Origin of the sequence: Pseudomonas sp. FP2338 (genome assembly GCF_030687515.1) — a bacterium.
In the GTDB taxonomy this organism is placed as follows: Bacteria; Pseudomonadota; Gammaproteobacteria; order Pseudomonadales; family Pseudomonadaceae; genus Aquipseudomonas; species Aquipseudomonas salomonii.
Genome location: NZ_CP117436.1, coordinates 2309886 through 2329169 on the forward strand (window position 1 = coordinate 2309886; position 19284 = coordinate 2329169).

Annotated in this window: 18 protein-coding genes and 1 pseudogene; 10 read left to right on the forward strand and 9 right to left on the reverse strand. The window is 60.2% G+C overall.

Annotated features, from left to right (window positions below):
- Window positions 1–14: 14 nt before the first annotated feature.
- Entirely contained in the window at window positions 15–1361 is a 1347-nt protein-coding gene (locus PSH96_RS10585) for a glutamine synthetase family protein (RefSeq protein ID WP_305459077.1), read from the reverse strand.
- Between the two features lie 11 nt (window positions 1362–1372).
- Window positions 1373–1930, reverse strand: a complete 558-nt coding sequence (locus PSH96_RS10590) for a helix-turn-helix domain-containing protein (RefSeq protein ID WP_058420646.1) — start codon at window positions 1928–1930, stop codon at window positions 1373–1375.
- Between the two features lie 283 nt (window positions 1931–2213).
- Between PSH96_RS10590 and PSH96_RS10595 the strand changes: the two genes are divergently transcribed.
- Window positions 2214–2522: an RcnB family protein gene (locus PSH96_RS10595; protein ID WP_056858063.1), complete on the forward strand. Its 309-nt coding sequence runs from the start codon at window positions 2214–2216 to the stop codon at window positions 2520–2522.
- A gap of 119 nt (window positions 2523–2641) precedes the next feature.
- On the opposite strand, the gene PSH96_RS10600 is transcribed toward PSH96_RS10595, so the two are convergent.
- The 3 genes from PSH96_RS10600 to PSH96_RS10610 form a co-directional block, all read right to left on the reverse strand.
- On the reverse strand, window positions 2642–2914 hold the full coding sequence (locus PSH96_RS10600) for a DUF1652 domain-containing protein (protein ID WP_056858062.1): 273 nt from the start codon (window positions 2912–2914) through the stop codon (window positions 2642–2644).
- A 14-nt stretch (window positions 2915–2928) separates the two neighbouring features.
- The gene (locus PSH96_RS10605; RefSeq protein ID WP_064451786.1) at window positions 2929–3180 is read right to left on the reverse strand and encodes a CsbD family protein; all 252 of its coding nucleotides are present in this window, start codon (window positions 3178–3180) and stop codon (window positions 2929–2931) included.
- A gap of 132 nt (window positions 3181–3312) precedes the next feature.
- Window positions 3313–4809, reverse strand: a complete 1497-nt coding sequence (locus PSH96_RS10610; RefSeq protein ID WP_305459078.1) for a helix-turn-helix transcriptional regulator — start codon at window positions 4807–4809, stop codon at window positions 3313–3315.
- A 171-nt stretch (window positions 4810–4980) separates the two neighbouring features.
- On the opposite strand from PSH96_RS10610, the gene PSH96_RS10615 reads away from it, so the two are divergent.
- From PSH96_RS10615 to PSH96_RS10650, 8 genes and pseudogenes are all read left to right on the forward strand, one after another.
- A complete protein-coding gene (locus PSH96_RS10615; RefSeq protein ID WP_017138991.1) occupies window positions 4981–5949 on the forward strand; it encodes a hypothetical protein in 969 nt (322 codons plus the stop codon).
- Between the two features lie 117 nt (window positions 5950–6066).
- Entirely contained in the window at window positions 6067–6687 is a 621-nt protein-coding gene (locus PSH96_RS10620; protein WP_017138992.1) for a hypothetical protein, read from the forward strand.
- A 94-nt stretch (window positions 6688–6781) separates the two neighbouring features.
- Window positions 6782–7126, forward strand: coding sequence for an FKBP-type peptidyl-prolyl cis-trans isomerase (locus tag PSH96_RS10625; RefSeq protein WP_305459079.1), 345 nt, complete (start codon window positions 6782–6784; stop codon window positions 7124–7126).
- Window positions 7127–7139: 13 nt separating this feature from the next.
- Window positions 7140–7724 carry a GNAT family N-acetyltransferase gene (locus PSH96_RS10630; RefSeq protein WP_305459080.1) on the forward strand — a complete coding sequence of 195 codons (585 nt, stop codon included), beginning with the start codon at window positions 7140–7142 and terminating at the stop codon, window positions 7722–7724.
- Between the two features lie 574 nt (window positions 7725–8298).
- Window positions 8299–9015 (forward strand): MgtC/SapB family protein, encoded by a 717-nt coding sequence (locus PSH96_RS10635; protein ID WP_056858056.1) that lies wholly within the window; start codon window positions 8299–8301, stop codon window positions 9013–9015.
- A 260-nt stretch (window positions 9016–9275) separates the two neighbouring features.
- The gene (locus PSH96_RS10640; protein WP_305459082.1) at window positions 9276–9923 is read left to right on the forward strand and encodes a response regulator transcription factor; all 648 of its coding nucleotides are present in this window, start codon (window positions 9276–9278) and stop codon (window positions 9921–9923) included.
- A 6-nt stretch (window positions 9924–9929) separates the two neighbouring features.
- Window positions 9930–13555: pseudogene (locus tag PSH96_RS10645) on the forward strand (transporter substrate-binding domain-containing protein).
- Between the two features lie 134 nt (window positions 13556–13689).
- Window positions 13690–14112: a chemotaxis protein CheY gene (locus PSH96_RS10650; protein WP_305459084.1), complete on the forward strand. Its 423-nt coding sequence runs from the start codon at window positions 13690–13692 to the stop codon at window positions 14110–14112.
- On the opposite strand, the gene dkgB is transcribed toward PSH96_RS10650, so the two are convergent.
- Window positions 14109–14927, reverse strand: coding sequence for a 2,5-didehydrogluconate reductase DkgB (gene dkgB / locus PSH96_RS10655; protein WP_305459086.1), 819 nt, complete (start codon window positions 14925–14927; stop codon window positions 14109–14111). The genes PSH96_RS10650 and dkgB overlap by 4 nt on opposite strands.
- Before the next feature lie 275 nt (window positions 14928–15202).
- Between dkgB and PSH96_RS10660 the strand changes: the two genes are divergently transcribed.
- Window positions 15203–15598 carry a carboxymuconolactone decarboxylase family protein gene (locus PSH96_RS10660; RefSeq protein WP_058420656.1) on the forward strand — a complete coding sequence of 132 codons (396 nt, stop codon included), beginning with the start codon at window positions 15203–15205 and terminating at the stop codon, window positions 15596–15598.
- Between the two features lie 9 nt (window positions 15599–15607).
- Here PSH96_RS10660 and PSH96_RS10665 read toward each other — a convergent pair whose 3' ends face one another.
- The 3 genes from PSH96_RS10665 to PSH96_RS10675 form a co-directional block, all read right to left on the reverse strand.
- Complete coding sequence (locus tag PSH96_RS10665) at window positions 15608–16435, reverse strand: hypothetical protein (protein WP_305459088.1); 828 nt, start codon at window positions 16433–16435, stop codon at window positions 15608–15610.
- A 310-nt stretch (window positions 16436–16745) separates the two neighbouring features.
- Window positions 16746–17324, reverse strand: coding sequence for a helix-turn-helix domain-containing protein (locus PSH96_RS10670; RefSeq protein ID WP_305459090.1), 579 nt, complete (start codon window positions 17322–17324; stop codon window positions 16746–16748).
- Window positions 17312–19267: an FAD-dependent oxidoreductase gene (locus PSH96_RS10675; protein ID WP_305459091.1), complete on the reverse strand. Its 1956-nt coding sequence runs from the start codon at window positions 19265–19267 to the stop codon at window positions 17312–17314. The genes PSH96_RS10670 and PSH96_RS10675 overlap by 13 nt, the downstream gene beginning before the upstream one ends.
- Window positions 19268–19284 lie beyond the last annotated feature (17 nt).

Genomic DNA, 19284 nt, shown 5'->3' on the forward strand with positions numbered 1-19284 from the left:
CGGTGATTCCAGGGCTAGAGAAACCAGCGGTATTCCCGCGCGTTGATCTCTTGTTGAAAGGCCAGGTGGTCCTGGCGTTTGTTTTCGCAGTACACGTCGATAAATTCGGCGCCCAGCTTATCGCGCACTACCGCTTGATGCTGCATGGCGCGCACGGCGTCGAGCATTTCCAGGGGGAAGTCGGCGCCGCTGTTACGGTCCTCGTTCAGCGGCGCGATGGGTTCTTGCCCGGCTTCCAGGCCATGCTCCAAGCCTGCCAGGATCGCTGCCAGCACCAGGTACGGGTTGGCATCGGCGCTGGCCAGGCGGTGTTCGATGCGCAGGTTGCGCGGGTCGGATTCGGGAATGCGCACGCACGCATCGCGGTCTTCAAAGCCCCAGCTGGCGCGAGTGGCCGCGTTCACGGTGCCACCCAAGCGGCGGAAGGCGTTGTGGTTGGGCGAGAAGATCGGCATGCAGTGCGGCAGCAATTGCAGGCAACCGGCCACCGCGTGGCGCAGCGGTTGCTGCTGGTGCGCCGCGAGTAAATTATTGCCCGCGCCGTCATACAGGCTGACATGCACATGCATGCCGCTGCCGGGAAATTGCAGGTAAGGCTTGGCCATAAAGCTGGCGCGGTAGCCGTGCTTGAGTGCCACGCCACGCGTGCTGCGGCAGAACAGCGCGGCCCAGTCGGCGGCGCGCAGGCCGTCGTCGCAGTGGCCGAAGTTGATCTCGAACTGGCCGGGGCCGAGTTCGGCAGTGATCACCGTGATGTCGATGCCTTGGGCCTGGGCGGTTTGCGCCATGTCGTCGAGCACTTCACTGAAGCGCGACAGCCGCTCGATATGCAGGTTGGGCTGGTCGTCAGCGTCATCACTCAACGGGTCGCGGGCAAATTGCGGCAGGCCGTCGTCGAGTTTTTTATCGAGCAGGTAAAACTCCAGCTCAAACGCCACTACCGGGTGAATGCCCTTGTGCTGCAGGCGTTCCAGCACCTTGGCCAGCACTTCACGTGGTTCGAATTCAATCGGCGCTTCGGTGCCATCCGAGGTGATCAGCATCTGCCCCAGCGGCTGCGCTTCCCAGCTCACCGGCTTGAGCGTGCCTGGCACCAGGCGGCGGTTGGCATCCGGGTCGCCGTCGTGAAAGCAATAATCACCGATCTTGAACAGCCCGCCCTGAGCGCCCAGCAGCACGGCGTTTTGCGGCAGCTTCAGCGGGCTGCCGGCGGCGACTTTTTCAAGCATCTCCACAGGGTAGCGCTTGCCGTAGAAATGCCCCGGAATGTCCAGGGCGATCAGGTCGACGTAACGCACCTCGGGGTGGTTCTGGCGAAAGGTCCGTACTTCGGCCAGCAACGTGGAGGATTGGCTTTTCACGGGTGTTGCTCCTAGTTGTAAACCCACAATACGCGGGCGGGCAGATCAGTCAGGTTGGCGTAGCGGCAATGGGCAAAACTGGCCAGGTGGAAGCTGTCGCCAGGGCCGAGGGTGACCGGGTCAGTCTCACCTTCCACCCACAGCGTCAACTCGCCCTCCAGCACAAAACCGGCCTGCTCGGCGCGGTCGCTCATGGTTTGCTCGCCACTGTTGGCACCGGGCGCCAACAGGCTGTCGAGCATCGAAAACGCGCCGTGCATGCTGGGCGACACCAGAATGTCGGTGATGCCATTGGCGTAATACACCGTGCGCCGCTCGTTGGGGCGCGTGACCCAATCCACCGCCTTGGGTTTGGGCAGGCTATAGAAATAGGTGGTGGGCACATCGAGGGCGTGGCTGATGGCGGTGAGATCGGCCACGGTAGGGCGCGACAGGCCGCGTTCGACTTGAGACACAAAGCCCACCGAACGCTCGATTTTTTGCGCGAGTTGGGCGAGGGTGAGTTTCTTGTGCTTGCGCAGGTCGTGGATGAGGACGGCCAGTGCGTCGAGCTCTTGTTGTTGATTCATGAAATTAATGTCGAGAAATTTCATGAAAAATTACAGGATTTATTTCATGCTGGCAATGGATGTGGCACAGCTTTTGTGGCGAGGGAGCCTGCTCCCGCTGGGCAGCGAAGCGGCCCCAATCGATCCACCGCGTTGGTTCAGGTGTTACTCGGCCAGCCTTTTTGGGGCTGCTGCGCAGCCCAGCGGGAGCAAGCTCCCTCGCCACAGGAAAGATACAAACTTGAATGATTCCATGCGCCTGCGGTCGGAACCTGGGTACGCATCATTCATTGAAGGAGCACCCATGAAGTCCAAGACCCTAGCCGCTTGCCTGCTGCTCACCGCTGGGCTGTCCACCGCCAGCTTTGTCGTGCAGGCCGGTGATACACCTCAGGAAACCGTGCAGCCTTCGAGCATCAATACGCGGGATTTGAAAGAGGGTGACCGCGCCCCGGATATCCTGATGCGCAAGGAATCGGCGGTCAGCGACTGGAAAAAACGTGGCCTCAAGCAGCCAGAGGCAGACAGCCAATGGGCACGGGTGGGGGACAAGTTTGTGCTGCTCAAAACCACCAACGGCACCATTCTCGAGATCACTCCCGTCAAGCGCTGATCGGTGTGTTTTCCTCGATAACGCATTAAGGTAACCGGCCATCCTGGTCGCGTTACCTCACCCATCACGTCGGCCTCGACCTCACCCAGGTCCGCCTGGATATCAGCCCGCCTGCATTTTTACTGGGTCGTCGTTGAAGCAAAATCATCCAGCGTGAGCTTGCCGACGTTGTTGCTCTGCAGTTCGTAGCGCAACTCTTCAACCATCTTGGCTACTTCTTGCGGGGTCTGCAGTCGGTTGGTGCTGATGCCTGTGACTACCAGGTCAACCCGGCCGGTCTCGGCGTCGTAGACCTTGAGGGTCAGTGACGCGTCCCGGCACAGGGTGAACTCGCAGGTCAAGGGCGACAAACCTTCTTCGATGCAGTTGCGCAATTGAGAGAGGGTAAACATGGGCCTCGGCCTCCTCAACGACGACGCAACAGCAGGCCCACGAGCAGGCCGATACCGGCGACGACAGCCACGGTAGCCAGGGGTTTGTTTTTGGCGAAATCACTCACAGTGTCCAGCGCGTCGCCGTACGTTTGCTGCAGTTGACCTGCGGCCTGGCGGGCCACGCCTTCAGCTTGCAATTGTTCATCGCCGGTGAGGTCGCCGATAAAGCCCTGGGCCTTGCCGGCAACCTTCTCTACGGCGCCTTTGACTTGTTCGCTTTTCATCGTGCTTTCCTTGGAAGAGATCAAACCATTTCGGCACGGGGCCCTAGGCCCTGTGCCCACTCTTCAAGGTTAAGCAGCGTGCTGCGATGGAATAAGGCGAATTTGCACTGGTCGCACTAGTGCATTTGCACTCTATGGTTTGCTTTTGATGCGCAGTTCGCCGGCAAACAAGCCACGCTCCCTGGCCCACACAATGGCCGCGCTGCGGCTGTGCACGCCGAGCTTGGAGTACACCGTGGCCACATGGTTACGCACCGTGTTGGGCGCAAGTTTCAGGCGCGAGGCAATCTCTTTGTCGGCCAGGCCTTCGCAGATCAGACCCAGCACATCACGCTCACGGGCGGTGAGGTCGGTGAAGGCCACGTTCGGCAGGTTGGGGCTGTTGACGCTCTTGGCGTTGGCCAATTTCTCGATCAGAGTCTGGCTGAACCAGGAGGCGTCCTGCATCACTTCCTCAATGGCCGCCACCAGCTCAAGCTCCGAGCGTTTGCGTTCGGTGATGTTCATCAGCACCAGCAGGTAGCAGGGCACGTCCTCGATACTCACTGTGTCGGCGGAGACCACGCAGTCGATCACCTCGTTGCCTTTCTTGCGCACCTTGAGGTCCTGGCCTTCGAGATTGCCGGCGTTTTCCAGGGTGGTGAACAGCTGCGTGCAGGCAGGGGCACTGTCGATGAAGTTGATATCCTCAACGTTCTTGCCGATCAGTTCTTCACTGGTGTAGCCGGTAATGTTCATGAACGCCTCGTTGATATCCACCACTTGGCGGTTGGCGGCGTTGCATACCAAGGTGGGTACCGGCGTCAGGCGGAAGGATTTGGCGAACCGTTCTTCGCTCTGGCGCAGGGCGATTTCTGCCTTGCGCCGTGGCTCCAGGTCGGTGAAGGAAAACAGCATGCAGTCTTCTTCGTTCATGTCCAACGGCTGGCCGGCGACGATCACCAGTTTGCTGCCGCCTTCGGGCAGGCGCAGTTCAGCCTGCATCTGCGGGATGGTCGCACCTTCGCCCAGGCGCTGAATGGCGAGGTCCTTGCGATCGGCGTGTTCCAGTACATCCAGTTCATAGACGGATTTGCCGATGACCTGATCGCGGTTGTAACCGGTCATCTCCAGGAAACCCTGGTTGACCTTGATGTAGCGCAGGTCGCTGAGGCGGCAGATCACCGCAGGCGCCGGGTTGGCGTTGAAGGTTTTCTCGAAGCGTTGTTCTGCGCTGGCCCACTCGGTGGCGTCGCTGAGGATCAGCACCAACAGCTCCGGTTCGCCGTGGGCGTCCGTCAGCACCAGGCTGCGCAAGCGGTGCACCCAACGGCGGCCTTCGTCGTCGGCGGGGGTGACTTCCACCACCACATCGCTGAATTCTTCACCGGCTGCTACTCGGCTAAGCGGGTAGCTGTCCAGCGGCAAGGGATGGTTGTTGCGATAGCGCAAGGCAAAGCGCTTGGCGTACTGCTCGGTATTGGCGCCGAGCTGCTCGACCTCACTGACCCCGTGCATGGCCAGCGCGGCTTCGTTGGCCCACAGAATGGTCTGGTCGACTTCGGCCAGGATCACACCGTCCGATAACCCGGAGATGATCTGTTGCAATTGGCGGCGGTTGGTTTCTTTGGCAAGAACGTCCTGGGTCATGATCTCTCCGGGGGTGGGCGCATGAAGGGTACGACACCCAGGCATCAGGATAGTGCATACAAAGTGCCCACTGCGGGGTGCGAATGCACCAGAGGCTCTGGTGCATTTGAGCGGGGACGACCGGCAACGCGCTCGCCAGACTGCAACGGTCAACCACTCAAAGGATTAATCATGACAACTGTCTATGAAACCAACCGTTCACCGTTTCGCGTGTCCTGGAGCTCTGTGCTGGCCGGCAGTGCAATTGCCCTGGTGACCTACCTGGTGCTCAGCGTGCTGGGCACGGCCATTGGCGCGAGTGCCGTCAACCCGATGGAAGCGGGTAACCCCCTGAGCGGCTTCGGCACCGGTGCAGGGATCTGGCTGTTTGTTTCCACCCTGGTGGCTGTCGGCCTCGGCGCCTTTGTGGCCGGGCGCACTGCACCGGACCGTGGCGGCTTGCACGGCGTATTGACCTGGACCTTTACCACCTTGCTCACCACCTGGCTGCTGGCTGGTCTGGCCGCCAGCGTGGTCGGCACCGCCGGTAATGTGGTGGGTAAAGGCTTGTCCGCCGCCGGCAGTGGTATCGCCGCTGCTGCGCCTGGGATCGGCAATAGCATCAAGCAGCAGTTGAACGAGCAGGGTATCCAACTCGATTGGAACAGCCTGCAAGGCCAACTCGACACCTTGCTCAAGCAGAGCGGCAAGCCTGAGCTGGACCCGGCCAACGTCGAGCAGAAAACCGACCAGGCCGCCGCCGACGGCAAGCAATCGGCCAAGGACGCCGCGACCAACCCTGCCCAGGCCGGTGATGAGTTGAAACAGTGGTTCGAACGCGTCAAAGCTTCAGGCGAGCCTGCGTTGAATGCAGCGGACAAAGACGCGCTGGTCAACATCGTGGCCGCCCGTACCGGCAAGAGCAAAGCTGAAGCCACCCAGATCGTCGACAACTATGCCCAGGCTTATCAGCAAGCCATGCAGAAGGTTGATGAGCTGAAGCAGCAAGCCGAGCAGAAAGCCCGTGAAGCCGGTGAAGTGGCGGCTAAACAGCTGTCCCGCGCAGCCTGGAGCACCTTGGCCATGTTGCTGTTGGGTGCGGCGTTGAGCTTCTTTGTGGGTCGTACCGCACTGACCACGCGTCGCGTGCCGTTGGCTTAAGCTGAGCATGTGCGGCATGGATGCCGCCTGTGGGCGCTGGGGATAACTCGCTACCCCCTGCGCCCGAATGAATGCGTAAAATACCGGCTTTTTACGCGTATCACGCAAAGGTGCACTTTGAGCGCAGGCAAAGCTGTCGGGCTGTTATTACTCACTTCACTGCTGGCGGCGTGCGGTACTTCACCGCCACGCACGCCAAACGACATCTGCGGCATCTTTCGTGAAAAAGACGACTGGTACGACGCCGCCAAAGTCACGCAAAAGCGCTGGGGCGTGCCGATCCAGGTGCCGTTCGCGATCATGTATCAAGAGTCGGGCTTTCGCCAGGATGCCAAGACCCCGCGCAAATATCTGCTATGGATTATCCCGTGGGGGCGCGTGTCGACTGCCGAAGGCTATTCCCAGGCCAAGGATGAAGTGTGGAACGACTACCGCAAGAGCACCGGCCGCAGTGGTGCGAGCCGTCAGGATTTCGACGACTCCATCGACTTTGTGGGTTGGTACATGGACAAGACCTACACCATCAACGGCGTGTACAAATACGACGCCTACGGCCAATACCTGAACTACCACGAAGGCTGGGGCGGCTATCGCCAGCGCACCTATGCGGCCAAAGCCTGGCTGCCGCCGGTGGCGAGCAAGGTGCAGGCGCGCTCGCAGATGTACGCGGCGCAATATGCGCGTTGCAAGGATGATCTGGGCCGCGGGTTCTGGAGCCGGTTCTGGCATTGGTTGTAATGAATGATCGGCATAAGGGTGTAGCGAGGGCGCACTTGCCAAGCTCACTCTATTCTGGGAAAACCCCAGCCCTGACTCATCCAACGAGAGCCCCATGAGCAACGATGAACTCCAGATCACCGACACCCGCCAGGGCACCGGCAAAACCGTGGTCAAGGGTGCGCTGATCACCACCCAATACACCGGCACCCTCGAAGACGGCAGCGTGTTCGATTCGTCCTGGGAGCGCGGCAAGCCGTTCCAGTGTGTGATCGGCACCGGGCGCGTGATCAAGGGCTGGGACCTGGGCTTGATGGGCATGCAGGTCGGCGGCGTGCGCACGCTTTTTGTGCCGGCACACCTGGCTTATGGCGAGCGTTCGATGGGCGCGCATATCAAACCCAACAGTAATCTGCGTTTTGAAATCGAGTTGCTGGAAGTGCTGACGCGCGACGATTAAAGGGCAAATAAACATGGAAGTTGGTTGCTCACTCGAAGGTATTCGGGTGGTTGAGCTGCACGACGGCGACGCGGGTGAACTGCAGTGTTTTTTTGACCAGGCACCCGAGTATTTCATCGCGGTCAATGGTGAACCGGCATCACCGACCGAAGCGCACGAAGCGTTGCAGGGCTATTTGCCTGCAGGTTGGCATTGCAGCCGGATGTACTGGTTGGGTTATCGCGATGCGCAGGACCAACGGGTTGCCGTGGTGAACATCGCGGCAGATCTGCTGGCCGTCGGCGTATGGCATATCGGTTTGCTACTGGTGCATACGCGCCTGCATGGCACCGGGTTTGCGCGACAATTGCATGCCGATCTTGAAGCCTGGGCGGTGAGCAACGGTGCCCAGTGGCTGCGGTTGACGGTGGTGGTCGGCAATACCAAGGCCGAGCGCTTCTGGCCCAAGCTTGGGTATGTGCAGGTGCGCACGCGCGAAGGCATCAGGATGGGACGGCAGGTGAACAGGGTGTCGATTCAGGTCAAGCCCGTCGCCGGCGGGCAACTGCATGATTACCTGAAACTGGTTGAGCGGGATCGGCCCGATATGCCGTCATAACGGACGTACACAGTTCCTGTGGGAGCTGGCTTGCCTGCGAAAGCGGTATGTCTGCTGGAGTTTTATTGCCTGACACTGCGCCATCGCAGGCAAGCCAGCCCCCACATTTGGTCTTAGGCGTGGCCAAAAAAACAGTTCCTGAACTCACCCTGAACGATCCATTCAAACGCCATCGGTAAATTCTCCTACGGTTTACTCCCTCGAAAACGCGGGGTAAACTCCGCGCGTTTTCATCAATAGCGGAGACCCTCAGTGGGTACTTGTTCGAGCGACAGTCGTCGGCCGGTTTCGGTAACCGGCACCTACTTGGCAAGGTAACGCGCATTTTTCCTGATGCCGTTGTCTCGCCTCAAAAAGCGAGAAGCGGCATTCCGGCAGCGGCCAGTCCTGGCACCTGCCTGCATCCCTCTCATCGACGCTGACCAGCACCTCAAATCACTTGAGATGCTACGCACGCGCCTGCCTTTTACGGCGGGCGGGCCAAGCTGACTGTGCCTTTACAACGGGCGCGGTGCAGTCGGTCGTACCTGCACGAAGGTTTCTGGCATGCGCAGCAGTCATGGAGATTTTTCTTATGCAGGCAATCAACAACATCAACCTCAACTCCTTGGTCGATACCGTGGTCAGCCTCACCGCGGCGTTTATCCTCGGTGGCTTGATCGGCTTCGAGCGCCAGTACCGCCAGCGTACGGCGGGCTTGCGCACCAACGTGCTGGTGGCAGTGGGCGCGGCGATCTTCGTCGACATGGCCAACCGCCTGGGCGGCGCGGAGGGCGCGGTGCGAGTGGTCGCGTACGTGGTGTCGGGCATCGGCTTTTTGGGCGCTGGCGTGATCATGCGCGAAGAAGGCAACGTGCGTGGGCTCAACACGGCCGCCACACTCTGGGCTTCGGCGGCGGTGGGGGCGTGTGCGGGGGCTGATCTGATCCTTGAAGCGCTGTTGGGCACCCTGTTTGTGCTGGCGGCCAACACCTTGCTGCGGCCGATCGTCAATAACATCAACCGCCAGCCACTGGACGTGGTGTCGGCGGAGGTCACCAACATCCTCTATGTCATCGCCCGGCGCAGCCAGCAACAGGCGGTGATGGTGCTGCTGGAAGCCGAACTGGCGCGCTGCAACTACCCCGCCAGCGACGTTGATGTGCGGCCGTTCGGCAGCGAAGAAGTGGAAATCGAGGCCACCCTGGCCGCGACCTCGGTAGACGGTGACGAACTGGACGCGCTGGTGGCGCGTATTTCCACATCGAGCCTGGTCGTGCAGGCGTTCTGGAGCCCGAGCACCACCGACTGAGAAACGTGCGCAAACGCTGTTTTGCGAGGAAAAGTCCTACACATAATTGGGATTCCCCCTTCGGTCAATACGTTATTTCGTTGTTAAGGTTGCGCACTTGCAGCTAGCCGGTGGTCACGGTTCGGCTACATGTGCTCGGCATGACTTCGATCGAAGGGGCCACCTGAGTGAAGGCAGTGCCACTGGTCGGCACTGTCATTTCTCACAGGTACCTGTGTCGCACGTGATGTGTAAGGTACTTATCTTCTCAGGGTAGTGATATGAGCAAAGCGTCAGTTAGTGGGAACAAAGTATTAATCGTGGACGACCATCCGTTTATACGGGCAACTGTCAGGTATTTGCTCAAGTGCGAAGGCTTCACTGACATTGAGGAAGCCGGCACGGGGGCGGACGCGCTTCAGAAGGTTAGAGAATGGTGCCCCGTCTTGATTATTCTCGACTTGGCCATTCCAAAACTGGGTGGGCTGGAGGTGATCGCCCGCGTCAAGGCGCTGGGTGCGCCCTGCAAGATTCTGGTATTGACGTCGTATCCGCCGGAGTTTTTTTCCACCCGGTGCATGCGTGCCGGAGCCATGGGGTTTGTTGCCAAGACCGGAGAGCTGGAAGAGCTGCAAAAAGCAATCAAGGCGGTGATGTCCAACTACAACTGTTTCCCCAGCCTGCCAAGCAGTTCGGTGCGCCGTGACGATTTGCAGGCCACCGAGCAAGAACTGGTGCATTCGCTTTCGGATCGCGAACTGGCCGTATTGAGGATGTTGGCGTTGGGTTACACCAACAACAAGATTGCCCAGGATATGCTGCTGAGCCACAAGACCATCAGTACCTACAAGTGTCGACTCAAGGAGAAGTTGCGGATGTCTTCTGTGGTGCACATGGCCAAGTTTGCCCAGCGCAATTGTCTGATCTGATTCGACATGATCCCGGCCCTGGTTCGACGGTTCATCCTGACGGTGTCGCTGAGCCTGCTGCCGCTGCTCGCTGTTGCCCTTGATGAGCCGCAGACCTTGCGGTTGCTGGGGCATTCCAGCCTCAATGGGAATGACGCGCCCGTGGTACTGGGGGACGCTGACTGGCACTGGCTGCGTGAGCGGCGCACCCTATGGATGGGGGTTTCCGCGCCCGATTACGGGCCTTTCGAACTGACCAACAACAACGATGAACTGGAAGGTATCACCGCCGACTATGCCAAGTTGCTTGCCCAGGCGCTTAACGTCAGCGTTGAAGTGCGCCGCTATGACACGCGTGATGAGGTGATCGAAGCGCTCAAGCAGGGCTCCATCGATTTCCTGGGTTCGGCCAACGGGTTTGAAGCGGGGGACCCACAACTCGTCCTGTCGCGCTCCTATGCCAATGATCAACCCGTCCTGGTTACCCGTACCGGAGACACCCAGTCCCTGGGTGTCGACCTGGCCGGCAAGCGTGTGGCAATGCTTTATCACTATATGCCGCCCGATGTGGTCGAGGCGTTTTACCCCAAGGCCCATGTGGAGCTGTTTGCGTCGGTCTTCGAAGCCATCGGCGCCGTGGCCTTTGGCCGTGCCGATGTCTACCTCGGAGATGCCATCACCGCGCACTACCAGATCAACCGCAACCACCTCAACAATGTACAGCTGGCGGACTTTTCTACCTTGGAGTCCAACGCCTTTGCGTTTGCGGTGAGCCGGGACAATATCCGCTTGCTGCGCATTATCAACAGCGCGCTGAGGTCGATCCCGACTAACCAGCAGCTGGATATCGTGCGCCGTTGGAGTGCTGGCAATCTTGGTGTCCTGGGGGCTGAGCGACTGCACCTGAGTACCAGCGAGCAACGCTGGCTGGAAAAACACCCACGGGTGAGGGTGGTGGCGTCCGACCAGATGCTGCCGTTGGCATCCTTCACGGCACAGGGGCAATCAGAGGGCTTGAGTGCGGACGTTTTATCCCGGATCAGCCTGCGCACCGGCTTGAAGTTCGATGTGGTCCCAGGGGGCGCGATGCCCCAGCAAATCGAGGCGGTTCGTTCGGGCCGGGCGGACATGATGGCGGTGGTCACGCCCAGCATCGAAGGTTCTGACCAGGTGCGCTTTACCCGGCCCTATTTGACCAATCCGCTGGTGCTGGTCACCCGCACCGACATGCCTGGCACCATGACCCTGGATAATATGCTGGGTAAACGCCTGGCAATCCCCAGCGGCAACGCGCTGCGTGAAGTCATCAATCGCGACTATCCCGGCATCCAGTTTGTGGAGGCGAAGAACCCTACGGATGCCATGGCCCTTGTAGCCAGCGGCAGTGCCGAGGGCGCCGTCAGTTCGCTGATCTATGCGCGTTACCTGATCGCCCTTGAGTACCGCGACCGCTTGCACGTCACCAGCACCGTCGGCTCTGAACCCGTGCGTATGACGTTCGGGGTCAATCGGGGTCAGCTGGAGCTGTACTCGATACTGGACAAGGCGTTGCTGAGCATCCCGCCCCAGGAAATGGATGAACTGATCAGCCAATGGCGCACCGATGTGATCATCGAAGACCATTGGCTGCGCCACCGCAGCACGATTATCCAAGGGTTCGGCCTGGCGGCGGTATTGCTGCTGATCACCCTGGGGTGGGCGATTTACCTGCGCAGCCTGATACGCAAGCGCGCTCAGGCCGAACGGGCATTGAGCGACCAGATGCGCTTTATGGGCGTGCTGATTGACGGTACGCCCCACCCCATCTACGTGCGTGATCGCCAGGGCCGGCTGATGGCGTGCAACAGCGCTTACCTGGATGTGTTTGGCTTCAAGCTTGAAACGGTGATCGGCAAGACGGTGATCGAAACCGACACCGGCAACCCGCCGCAGGCCGAGTCATTCCATGAGGATTATCTGCGTTTGATGGAGCGGGGCGAGCCGCAGATTCATGATCGGGTGCTCAGGTTGCCTGCGGGCAAGGTGTTGACCATTTACCACTGGATGCTGCCGTACCGTGATGGCGACGAGAACGTCGTGGGCATGATTGCCGGCTGGATTGATGTGAGCGAGCGCCAGCGCTTGCTGGGCCAGTTGCAGGAGGCCAAGGAGGACGCTGACGCCGCCAACCGTGCCAAGACCACGTTCCTGGCGACCATGAGCCACGAAATCCGCACCCCCATGAATGCGGTGATCGGCATGATTGAGCTGGCGCTGGCCAACGCCGAACAAGGGCGTGCCGACCGCGATGCCCTGGAAGTGGCCTCGGTGGCCTCCCATGGCATGCTGGAGCTGATCGGCGACATTCTGGATATTGCCCGAATCGAGTCCGGCCATCTGTCATTAGCCCTTGAACCGGCCAACCTGCATGAACTGTTGACGTCGGTGGCACGGGTATTTGAAGGGCTGGCGCGCGCTAAGGGCCTGGCGCTGCAAGTCGAGCTTGACCCGCAAATGGATCGCGCGGTGTTGATCGACCCGTTGCGATTCAAGCAGGTGGTGTCCAACCTGCTGAGCAATGCCATCAAGTTTACCGACCAGGGCCGGGTGCGCTTGGGCGGGCGTTGCGGGTTGGCATCGGACCTCGGCCAATTGAACCTCACCTTGTGGGTAGAAGACACCGGCATAGGCATCAGTGCCGAGGACCAGCGGCGGCTGTTCAACCCGTTTATCCAGGGCAGCAACACCGAGCAATCGGCGCGCAGCGGTTCGGGCCTGGGGTTGGTGATCAGCCGCACGCTGTGCGAAATGATGGCGGGCAAGCTGCAGTTGAGCAGTACGCTGGGGCAGGGGACGCGGGTAGACGTGGCACTCACATTGGCTACCACTGCGGCAATAACACACGAGGTTCCGGCCACGCCGGCACCCACCCGGCCCGTGCGTGTGTTGGACATTCTGGTGGTAGATGACTACCCGGCCAATCGCCTGCTGCTGGCCCGGCAACTGAGCTTTCTGGGTACCGCATCAGCACTGCCGAAGACGGCGTCCAGGGCTTGGAGCGCTGGCAAACCCAGCGGCCCGATGTGGTGATCACCGATTGCAACATGCCCCTCAAGGATGGCTATGCCTTGGCGCGTGAAATCCGTGCGCAAGAGCATGAGCAAGGCTTGCACGCCTGCCTGCTGCTGGGTTTTACCGCCAATGCCCAGCCCGAAGAAACCGAGCGCTGCCGGCAGGCGGGCATGGATGGTTGCCTGTTCAAGCCTGCCGGGCTTGAGGACTTGCGCTCGGCGCTGAGCGCCTGTGCGCTCGGGCCTGGGTCACCCGACGCTGAGCCGGGGTTTGATTTGAAGGCTTTGACCGTGGTGACAGGGGACGATAGCGCCGCGCTCAAGGAGCTTTTGGGCGCCTTGCTCGACAGCCTTAAGGTGGACCGTGCGATATTGGCGTTGCCCCTACGCCAGCACAGTTTTGGCGAGCTGCACGAACTTGCGCACCGCGTTAAAGGAGGGGCGCGAATGGTCAAGGCTGAGACGTTGATCGCCTGTTGCGAAACATTGGAGGCGGTGTGTGAGCGGCAGAAGCGCAGTGCATTGGCCGTGGCGGTTAAAGCGATAGACGCGGCGATTGCTGATTTGCACCAGCGCATGGATGCTTATTGCAAGCAGCTCTGACCGCCGTTGAGGGGCATTCGGTGGATTTGGGAGAACTCCTACATGAAGGGGGAATATGCCTGATTTTGTCTTCGGTATATGTCTGGAAAATGGGTGACGCTCACTGACGAGCGCTGCCAGCCCAGGGGTTCGCCATGCCGAACAAAGCACTGACCATCCTGATTGCCGATGAACAACACCTGCAACGACTGTATATCGAAAAAATGCTCAATCAATTGGGGTACCACCGAATTGTGCCGGTGCAGACCTACCAGGAAGTCCAGATACTCACCGCGATCCCGGCCGAACCCTTCGACGTGTTGATCATTAATGCGGGGCTGGCGCAGCAGGCTTGCAGGCCGCAGCCGCAGGTGCGGCATGTGCTGCTCTATGACCATCAGGACCTGGGCAGGTCGATGGGTACAAAGTCTGCCGTGCTGGTGCGGTTACCGGGTGTGCCGGACAACGTCAATCTTGAACACTTCATGGATATCATCGACCCACCCGAGGCCACGACGGGCCTGCGGGTGTTGCCATGGCTGCGGGAGTTATCGCGCAAACCACTGGCCGGGGTTTAGTCCCACTTCGGCGCAATGCCCTTGGGGCTGGTCAAACGGTGGCCACGCTCCAGGGTTGCAATCTGCGCCATGTCGGCTGCGCTCAAGGTCAGGTGCAGGGCCTCGAGATTGCTTTGCAGGTTGGCGCGTTTGGTCGACGACGGGATCACCGCGTAACCCAATTGCATGGCCCAGGCCAGCGTGACCTGCGCCGGTGTGGCTTGATGGCGTTCGGCGATCTGCTGGATCACCGGGTCTTTGAGCACTTCGCCGTAGGCCAGGGTCATGTACGAAGTGATCTGGATACCCTGGGCGGTAGCGAAATCCACAACCTTCTGGTTTTGCAGGTAGGGGTGGAGCTCGATCTGGTTGGTGGCGATGTTCTCGGCACCCACCGCAGCGATTGCCTGCTTCATCAGGTCAATGGTGAAGTTGGAAATGCCGATCTGGCGGGTCAGGCCCAGGCGCTTGGCTTCCAGCAACTGGCCCATGAATTCGGCGACCGGCACCTGGTCTTCCGGCGAGGGCCAGTGGATCAGCGTCAGGTCGAGATAATCGGTTTTGAGTTTGCGCAGGCTTTCGCGCAGGCTCGCAATCAACTGGCCTTCGGCGAAATTGGCGATCCAGATCTTGCTGGTGATAAACAGTTCATCACGCGCTATGCCACTGTCGGCAATGGCTTGGCCGACATCGGCTTCGTTCTCGTAGATCTGCGCGGTGTCGATGACGCGGTAGCCCAGTTCCAGGCCTGTGCTCACAGAATCGATCACCACCTGGCCTTGCAGGCGGAAGGTGCCGAGGCCGAAGGCGGGGACGTTTGGGGTTGGGGTAGACATCAGTAACTCCAGAAGAGGTGTGAACAATGGAGTCGAGTATCCGCCCGTCGTTCACTCGGAAAAACCGTCCATTGCGAAAAGGACTCTTAACCACAAATCACGAATACCCATGGCCTTGCTGTGGCGAGGTGGCGGGGCCTTGCACGCTCGTTCACTGCAGCAAGGGTTCGCATGACCGTTGGTCAACTTTGCCACCCGACGCTTAGCGGCTTCACTTGCCAGCAGTGGGTGCGGCGCGGTATTCCAGAATGCTCTATGCCAGCCTTGGAAAGACCATGACCCAACACCTCACCGAATACGCCGACGCCAGCCCTGAAGTGCGTGCGGTTTACGACGACATCATGCAAACACGCAAGGTCGACCAGGTGAACAACTTCTGGAAATGCCTGGCTGCCCACCCGCCGACATTGCGCCGCACCTGGGAAAGCCTCAAGGAAATCATGGCACCGGGAGCACTCGACCCGCTGACCAAGGAGTTGCTGTATGTGGCGGTCAGCGTGACCAACAATTGCCCGTATTGCATCGCCTCCCACACCGCCGCCGCACGCAAGGCCGGCATGACCGACGAAATGTTTGGCGAGTTGCAGGCCGTGGTCGGCATGGCCAACGAGACCAATCGCCTGGCTACCGGCTACCGTGTGCCGGTGGACGATATGTTCAAGTGGCCGTGATACCCAACCTCATGCGCAGATGCGCGAGGCTTCTACCGGGCGCGCAGGGCGGTGGTGATGGAACTGCCCCTGCTGCGCCTTTCGGCTTCTGCGGGACTGGGAACGGGTCCATGTGGTGAAGTCAAAGCGAGTGGCCGACACGACGTTTTCCTGAACCAGCAGGATCGGCCTGGGGCGGTTTATAGCGCAGTAGTGAGTGTGGAGCGTGACCTCCAATGTGTCCTTGTCGCGGTAACCACTGAGTATGGGCACCAGGCTGAACCCCAGGCCAATGCCTTCGGACTCCGAGGGGGTGCCTGCGAACAATACAATCCCGACATAGACCTTCCTGTCGCTCAAACTGAACATGCACGGCACGCACTTGACGATGGATTCTCTCAATAAAAGCTTGAATGGCGTGCCTTCAAGAATACCCAGCGAAAGCACGTGGTAGAGCTGCGTGTCGGTTTTAAGCTTCAGCATTCTCTTCTTCATGCGTACATAAAGCCTTGCCCAGAAAAAGGGAATCGCCAGAGCGGTCATACCCGCCTGCAACATGAAAACCCAAAGCGTGCAGTTTTTCTCATTGGCAATGTCGAGTTCTACCAATAGCGTACCCAGTTTTTGGCTGTAGTCTGCGGCCACTTCATGCCCTGCGATAAAGGCCGTTTGTTTTGACAACGTCAGCAGGGCAGCACTTAAAAACGTGGCAACGATCAGGCAGAGCATGCCGAGCCTGGCTACCTGCAGGTAAAGCAGTTGTCCCTGGAAACGGTGCAGGCGCAAGTAGAAAAACGGGTGCCTGAGGCAGACCAGATAGCCACTGACCAGTAACGGCACAATGATCAGCAGGCCCATGAATGATCGGACTCCATTTTTTGTACTTGGCGCACAGCGTCCTTGTAACCCTCTGACGCAATAACCTCATCGATGTCCAGGCCGATGCCTCCACGTACGAGCTTCCAGGTTTTACGGGATTTGACATCCCTTACTCGATCCCAATCATCCTGAGTCGGTTTCCCAAACAACACATGCAATAAAGACATGGCGACAACCTCGAAAAGAAGTAGCCATTTTTATAGCAAGCGACAGGGCGCCTCACCACTGATGGCAAGCCGCGCCACTGTCGTCGGTTCCTGTAGGAAACGTCTGCATTTGCGCTGGCGGCCTAAAATGTCGGGGGGGTAATCACCCAGATCACCACTGTATTTACCTTGCCCGGGTTGCCATACCGGTGCGGCTCGCTGCTGGCAAAGCTGAAACTGTCGCCTTCAGCCAGCCGGAAATGCCGCTCACCGACCCACAGCTCAAACGTGCCGCTCAACACATAACCGGCTTCTTCGCCTTCATGGCTGTAGCTTTGCTGGCTGTAGGTGCCGGGTGGAAAGCATGCGTGCAGCATCTCCAGTTGGTGGTTGGGCAACGGCGTCAGCAGTTGGTCGACGATGCCATCTTCATAACGGATGCTTTGACGATTGTTCTTGCGTACCACGTAGCCTTCATCCGCTGGGGCAGGGGCGGCCTCGCTGGCGAAAAACCACTGGATAGTCACGCCCAGGCTGCGGGCGATATTGAACAGCGCCGGGATCGATGGGTACGCCAGGTTGCGCTCCAACTGGCTGAGATAGCCGGCCGTCAATTCACTCAGTTGCGCCAGTTCGGTCAGCGTCAGGCCGCGTGCCTTGCGCAGGCCGCGAATGCGGGTGCCGAGAAACAGTGGCTGCGGTTCGTCGTTCAGAGTTTCCACGCTACCTTGAGTCCTTCGTAGATCGCCTCTTCGGCGGTGCGCGGCGCCAGGCAGTCGCCGATGCGATCAAAGGGCACCAGCCCCGCAAGCTCCGCGCCCAGAGTGTCCACCGGCTGATGGCCCTGGCACAACACCAGGCCGTCGATATTCTCCAGCAGCATCGGTTCGCCGCTGGCGCTGTGTTGCAAGTAAACCGTGCTGTCGTCGCAGCCGTAGAGGCGCGCATAAGGGATGATGGGAATGCCCAGGCGGTGCAGCTCGCCCGCCAGTTGATCGCGTACATAGAGCGGCAGGTTTTCCCCGCAATGCGTGCCATTGACCGCCAGTTGCACCTGATGGCCGGCGCGCACCAGACGCTCGGCGATGCCGGGGCCGATCCAGTCGCAGCGCCAGTCGACCACCACCACCGAACGGCCCAAGGTGACCTGACCGCGCAACACCTGCCAGGCATCCACTACTTGCAGCTCGCCGCCGCGCTCGAACGCCGGCCAATAGGGTTCGGCGCCGGTGGCGATGATGACGTGGTCGGGTTGCTCCTGCACCACCAGGGCGCGGTCGACACGGGTATTGCGCACCACACGCACGCCTGCCAGCGCCATCTCCCGTTGCAGGTTGGTGCTGGCGCCACCGAATTCGCTGCGCCGTGGCAGCAGCTGCGCCAATAACACTTGCCCGCCCAACTGTGCGCTGGCTTCAAACAAGGTCACGTCGTGGCCGCGTTGCGCGGCTACAGCGGCCGCTTTCATGCCGGCCGGGCCACCGCCGACCACCATGATGCGACGGCGTTTCAGCGTCGGTTGCAGGTGAGCGAATTGCAGCTCGCGCCCCGTCTCGGGGTGCTGGATACAGGAGATGGGCAAGCCTTTGTGAAAGTGCCCGATACAGGCCTGATTGCAAGCGATGCACGCGCGCACATCCTCGGCGCGGCCTTCGAGGGTTTTGGCTGGCATCAGCGGGTCGCAGATCAGTGCGCGGGTCATACCGCACACATCGGCCTGGCCGCGTGCCAGGATCAGCTCGGCCTCCTGCGGCTGGTTGATCCGCCCGGTGACAAACAGGGGTATCGACAGGCTGGCCTTGAACGTCGCGGCCGCATCGGCCAGGTACGCGGCGGCGATGGCCATGGGCGGCACGATATGCACCGCGCCGCCGGTGGACGCCGAGGTGCCGGCGACGATATGCACATAATCCAGCTGCGTTTGCAGGTGCTGCACGGCCTCCAGGGATTCGCTTTCGGTAAGGCCTTCGCTGTCGCGCTCATCGGCTGAAATGCGCAGGCCGATGATGAACTGCGCGTCGGTCGCGGCCCGCACAGCGGCAATAATTTCCCGCAGGAATCTCAGGCGCTGTTCAAGCACGCCGTTGTAGCCATCGGTGCGCCGGTTAACCCGCGGGTTAAGAAACTGCGCGGGCAGGTAGCCGTGGCTGGCGACCACTTCCACGCCATCAATTCCCGCCTGATGCAAGCGCCTGGCCGCCGCTGCGTAACCGCTGACGATCTCATCGATCATCGCCTGGTCAAGCGCCCGAGGCATCACCCGAAACCGTTCATTGGGCACTCCCGACGCCGAGTACGCCACCGCCAGCAACCCGTCTGCCGACTCCATGATCTCGCGGCCCGGATGGAAGATTTGCGACAGCACCACGGTGCCCTGAGCATGGCAAATATCAGCCAGCTCGCGATAGCCGTCGATGCATTCGTCGTCGGTGGCCATCAGCACATGGGAGGTGTACCGCGCACTGTCATGCACGCCCGCCACCTGCAACACAATCAGCCCCACACCACCTTCGGCGCGCGCACGGTGATAGGCGATCAACTGCGCATTGACGCGGTTATCCGTCGGCATCGAAGTGTCATGCCCGCTGGACATGATGCGGTTCTTCAGGCGTTTGCCGCGCAGTACCAAGGGTTCGAACAGGTGCGCGAAGGCAGGTGGCGACATGGTGCGGATACTCCAGG

Bases quoted from the DNA above. Each gene is read 5' to 3' on its own strand.
- PSH96_RS10615 (WP_017138991.1), top strand. From the start codon at position 4,981: ATGACAACTGTCTATGAAACCAACCGTTCACCGTTTCGCGTGTCCTGG.
- PSH96_RS10630 (WP_305459080.1), top strand. From the start codon at position 7,140: ATGGAAGTTGGTTGCTCACTCGAAGGTATTCGGGTGGTTGAGCTGCAC.
- PSH96_RS10590 (WP_058420646.1), bottom strand. From the start codon at position 1,930: ATGAATCAACAACAAGAGCTCGACGCACTGGCCGTCCTCATCCACGAC.
- PSH96_RS10660 (WP_058420656.1), top strand. From the start codon at position 15,203: ATGACCCAACACCTCACCGAATACGCCGACGCCAGCCCTGAAGTGCGT.
- PSH96_RS10635 (WP_056858056.1), top strand. From the start codon at position 8,299: ATGCAGGCAATCAACAACATCAACCTCAACTCCTTGGTCGATACCGTG.
- PSH96_RS10600 (WP_056858062.1), bottom strand. From the start codon at position 2,914: ATGTTTACCCTCTCTCAATTGCGCAACTGCATCGAAGAAGGTTTGTCG.
- PSH96_RS10650 (WP_305459084.1), top strand. From the start codon at position 13,690: ATGCCGAACAAAGCACTGACCATCCTGATTGCCGATGAACAACACCTG.
- PSH96_RS10605 (WP_064451786.1), bottom strand. From the start codon at position 3,180: ATGAAAAGCGAACAAGTCAAAGGCGCCGTAGAGAAGGTTGCCGGCAAG.
- PSH96_RS10595 (WP_056858063.1), top strand. From the start codon at position 2,214: ATGAAGTCCAAGACCCTAGCCGCTTGCCTGCTGCTCACCGCTGGGCTG.
- PSH96_RS10610 (WP_305459078.1), bottom strand. From the start codon at position 4,809: ATGACCCAGGACGTTCTTGCCAAAGAAACCAACCGCCGCCAATTGCAA.
- PSH96_RS10625 (WP_305459079.1), top strand. From the start codon at position 6,782: ATGAGCAACGATGAACTCCAGATCACCGACACCCGCCAGGGCACCGGC.
- PSH96_RS10665 (WP_305459088.1), bottom strand. From the start codon at position 16,435: ATGGGCCTGCTGATCATTGTGCCGTTACTGGTCAGTGGCTATCTGGTC.
- dkgB (WP_305459086.1), bottom strand. From the start codon at position 14,927: ATGTCTACCCCAACCCCAAACGTCCCCGCCTTCGGCCTCGGCACCTTC.
- PSH96_RS10675 (WP_305459091.1), bottom strand. From the start codon at position 19,267: ATGTCGCCACCTGCCTTCGCGCACCTGTTCGAACCCTTGGTACTGCGC.
- PSH96_RS10640 (WP_305459082.1), top strand. From the start codon at position 9,276: ATGAGCAAAGCGTCAGTTAGTGGGAACAAAGTATTAATCGTGGACGAC.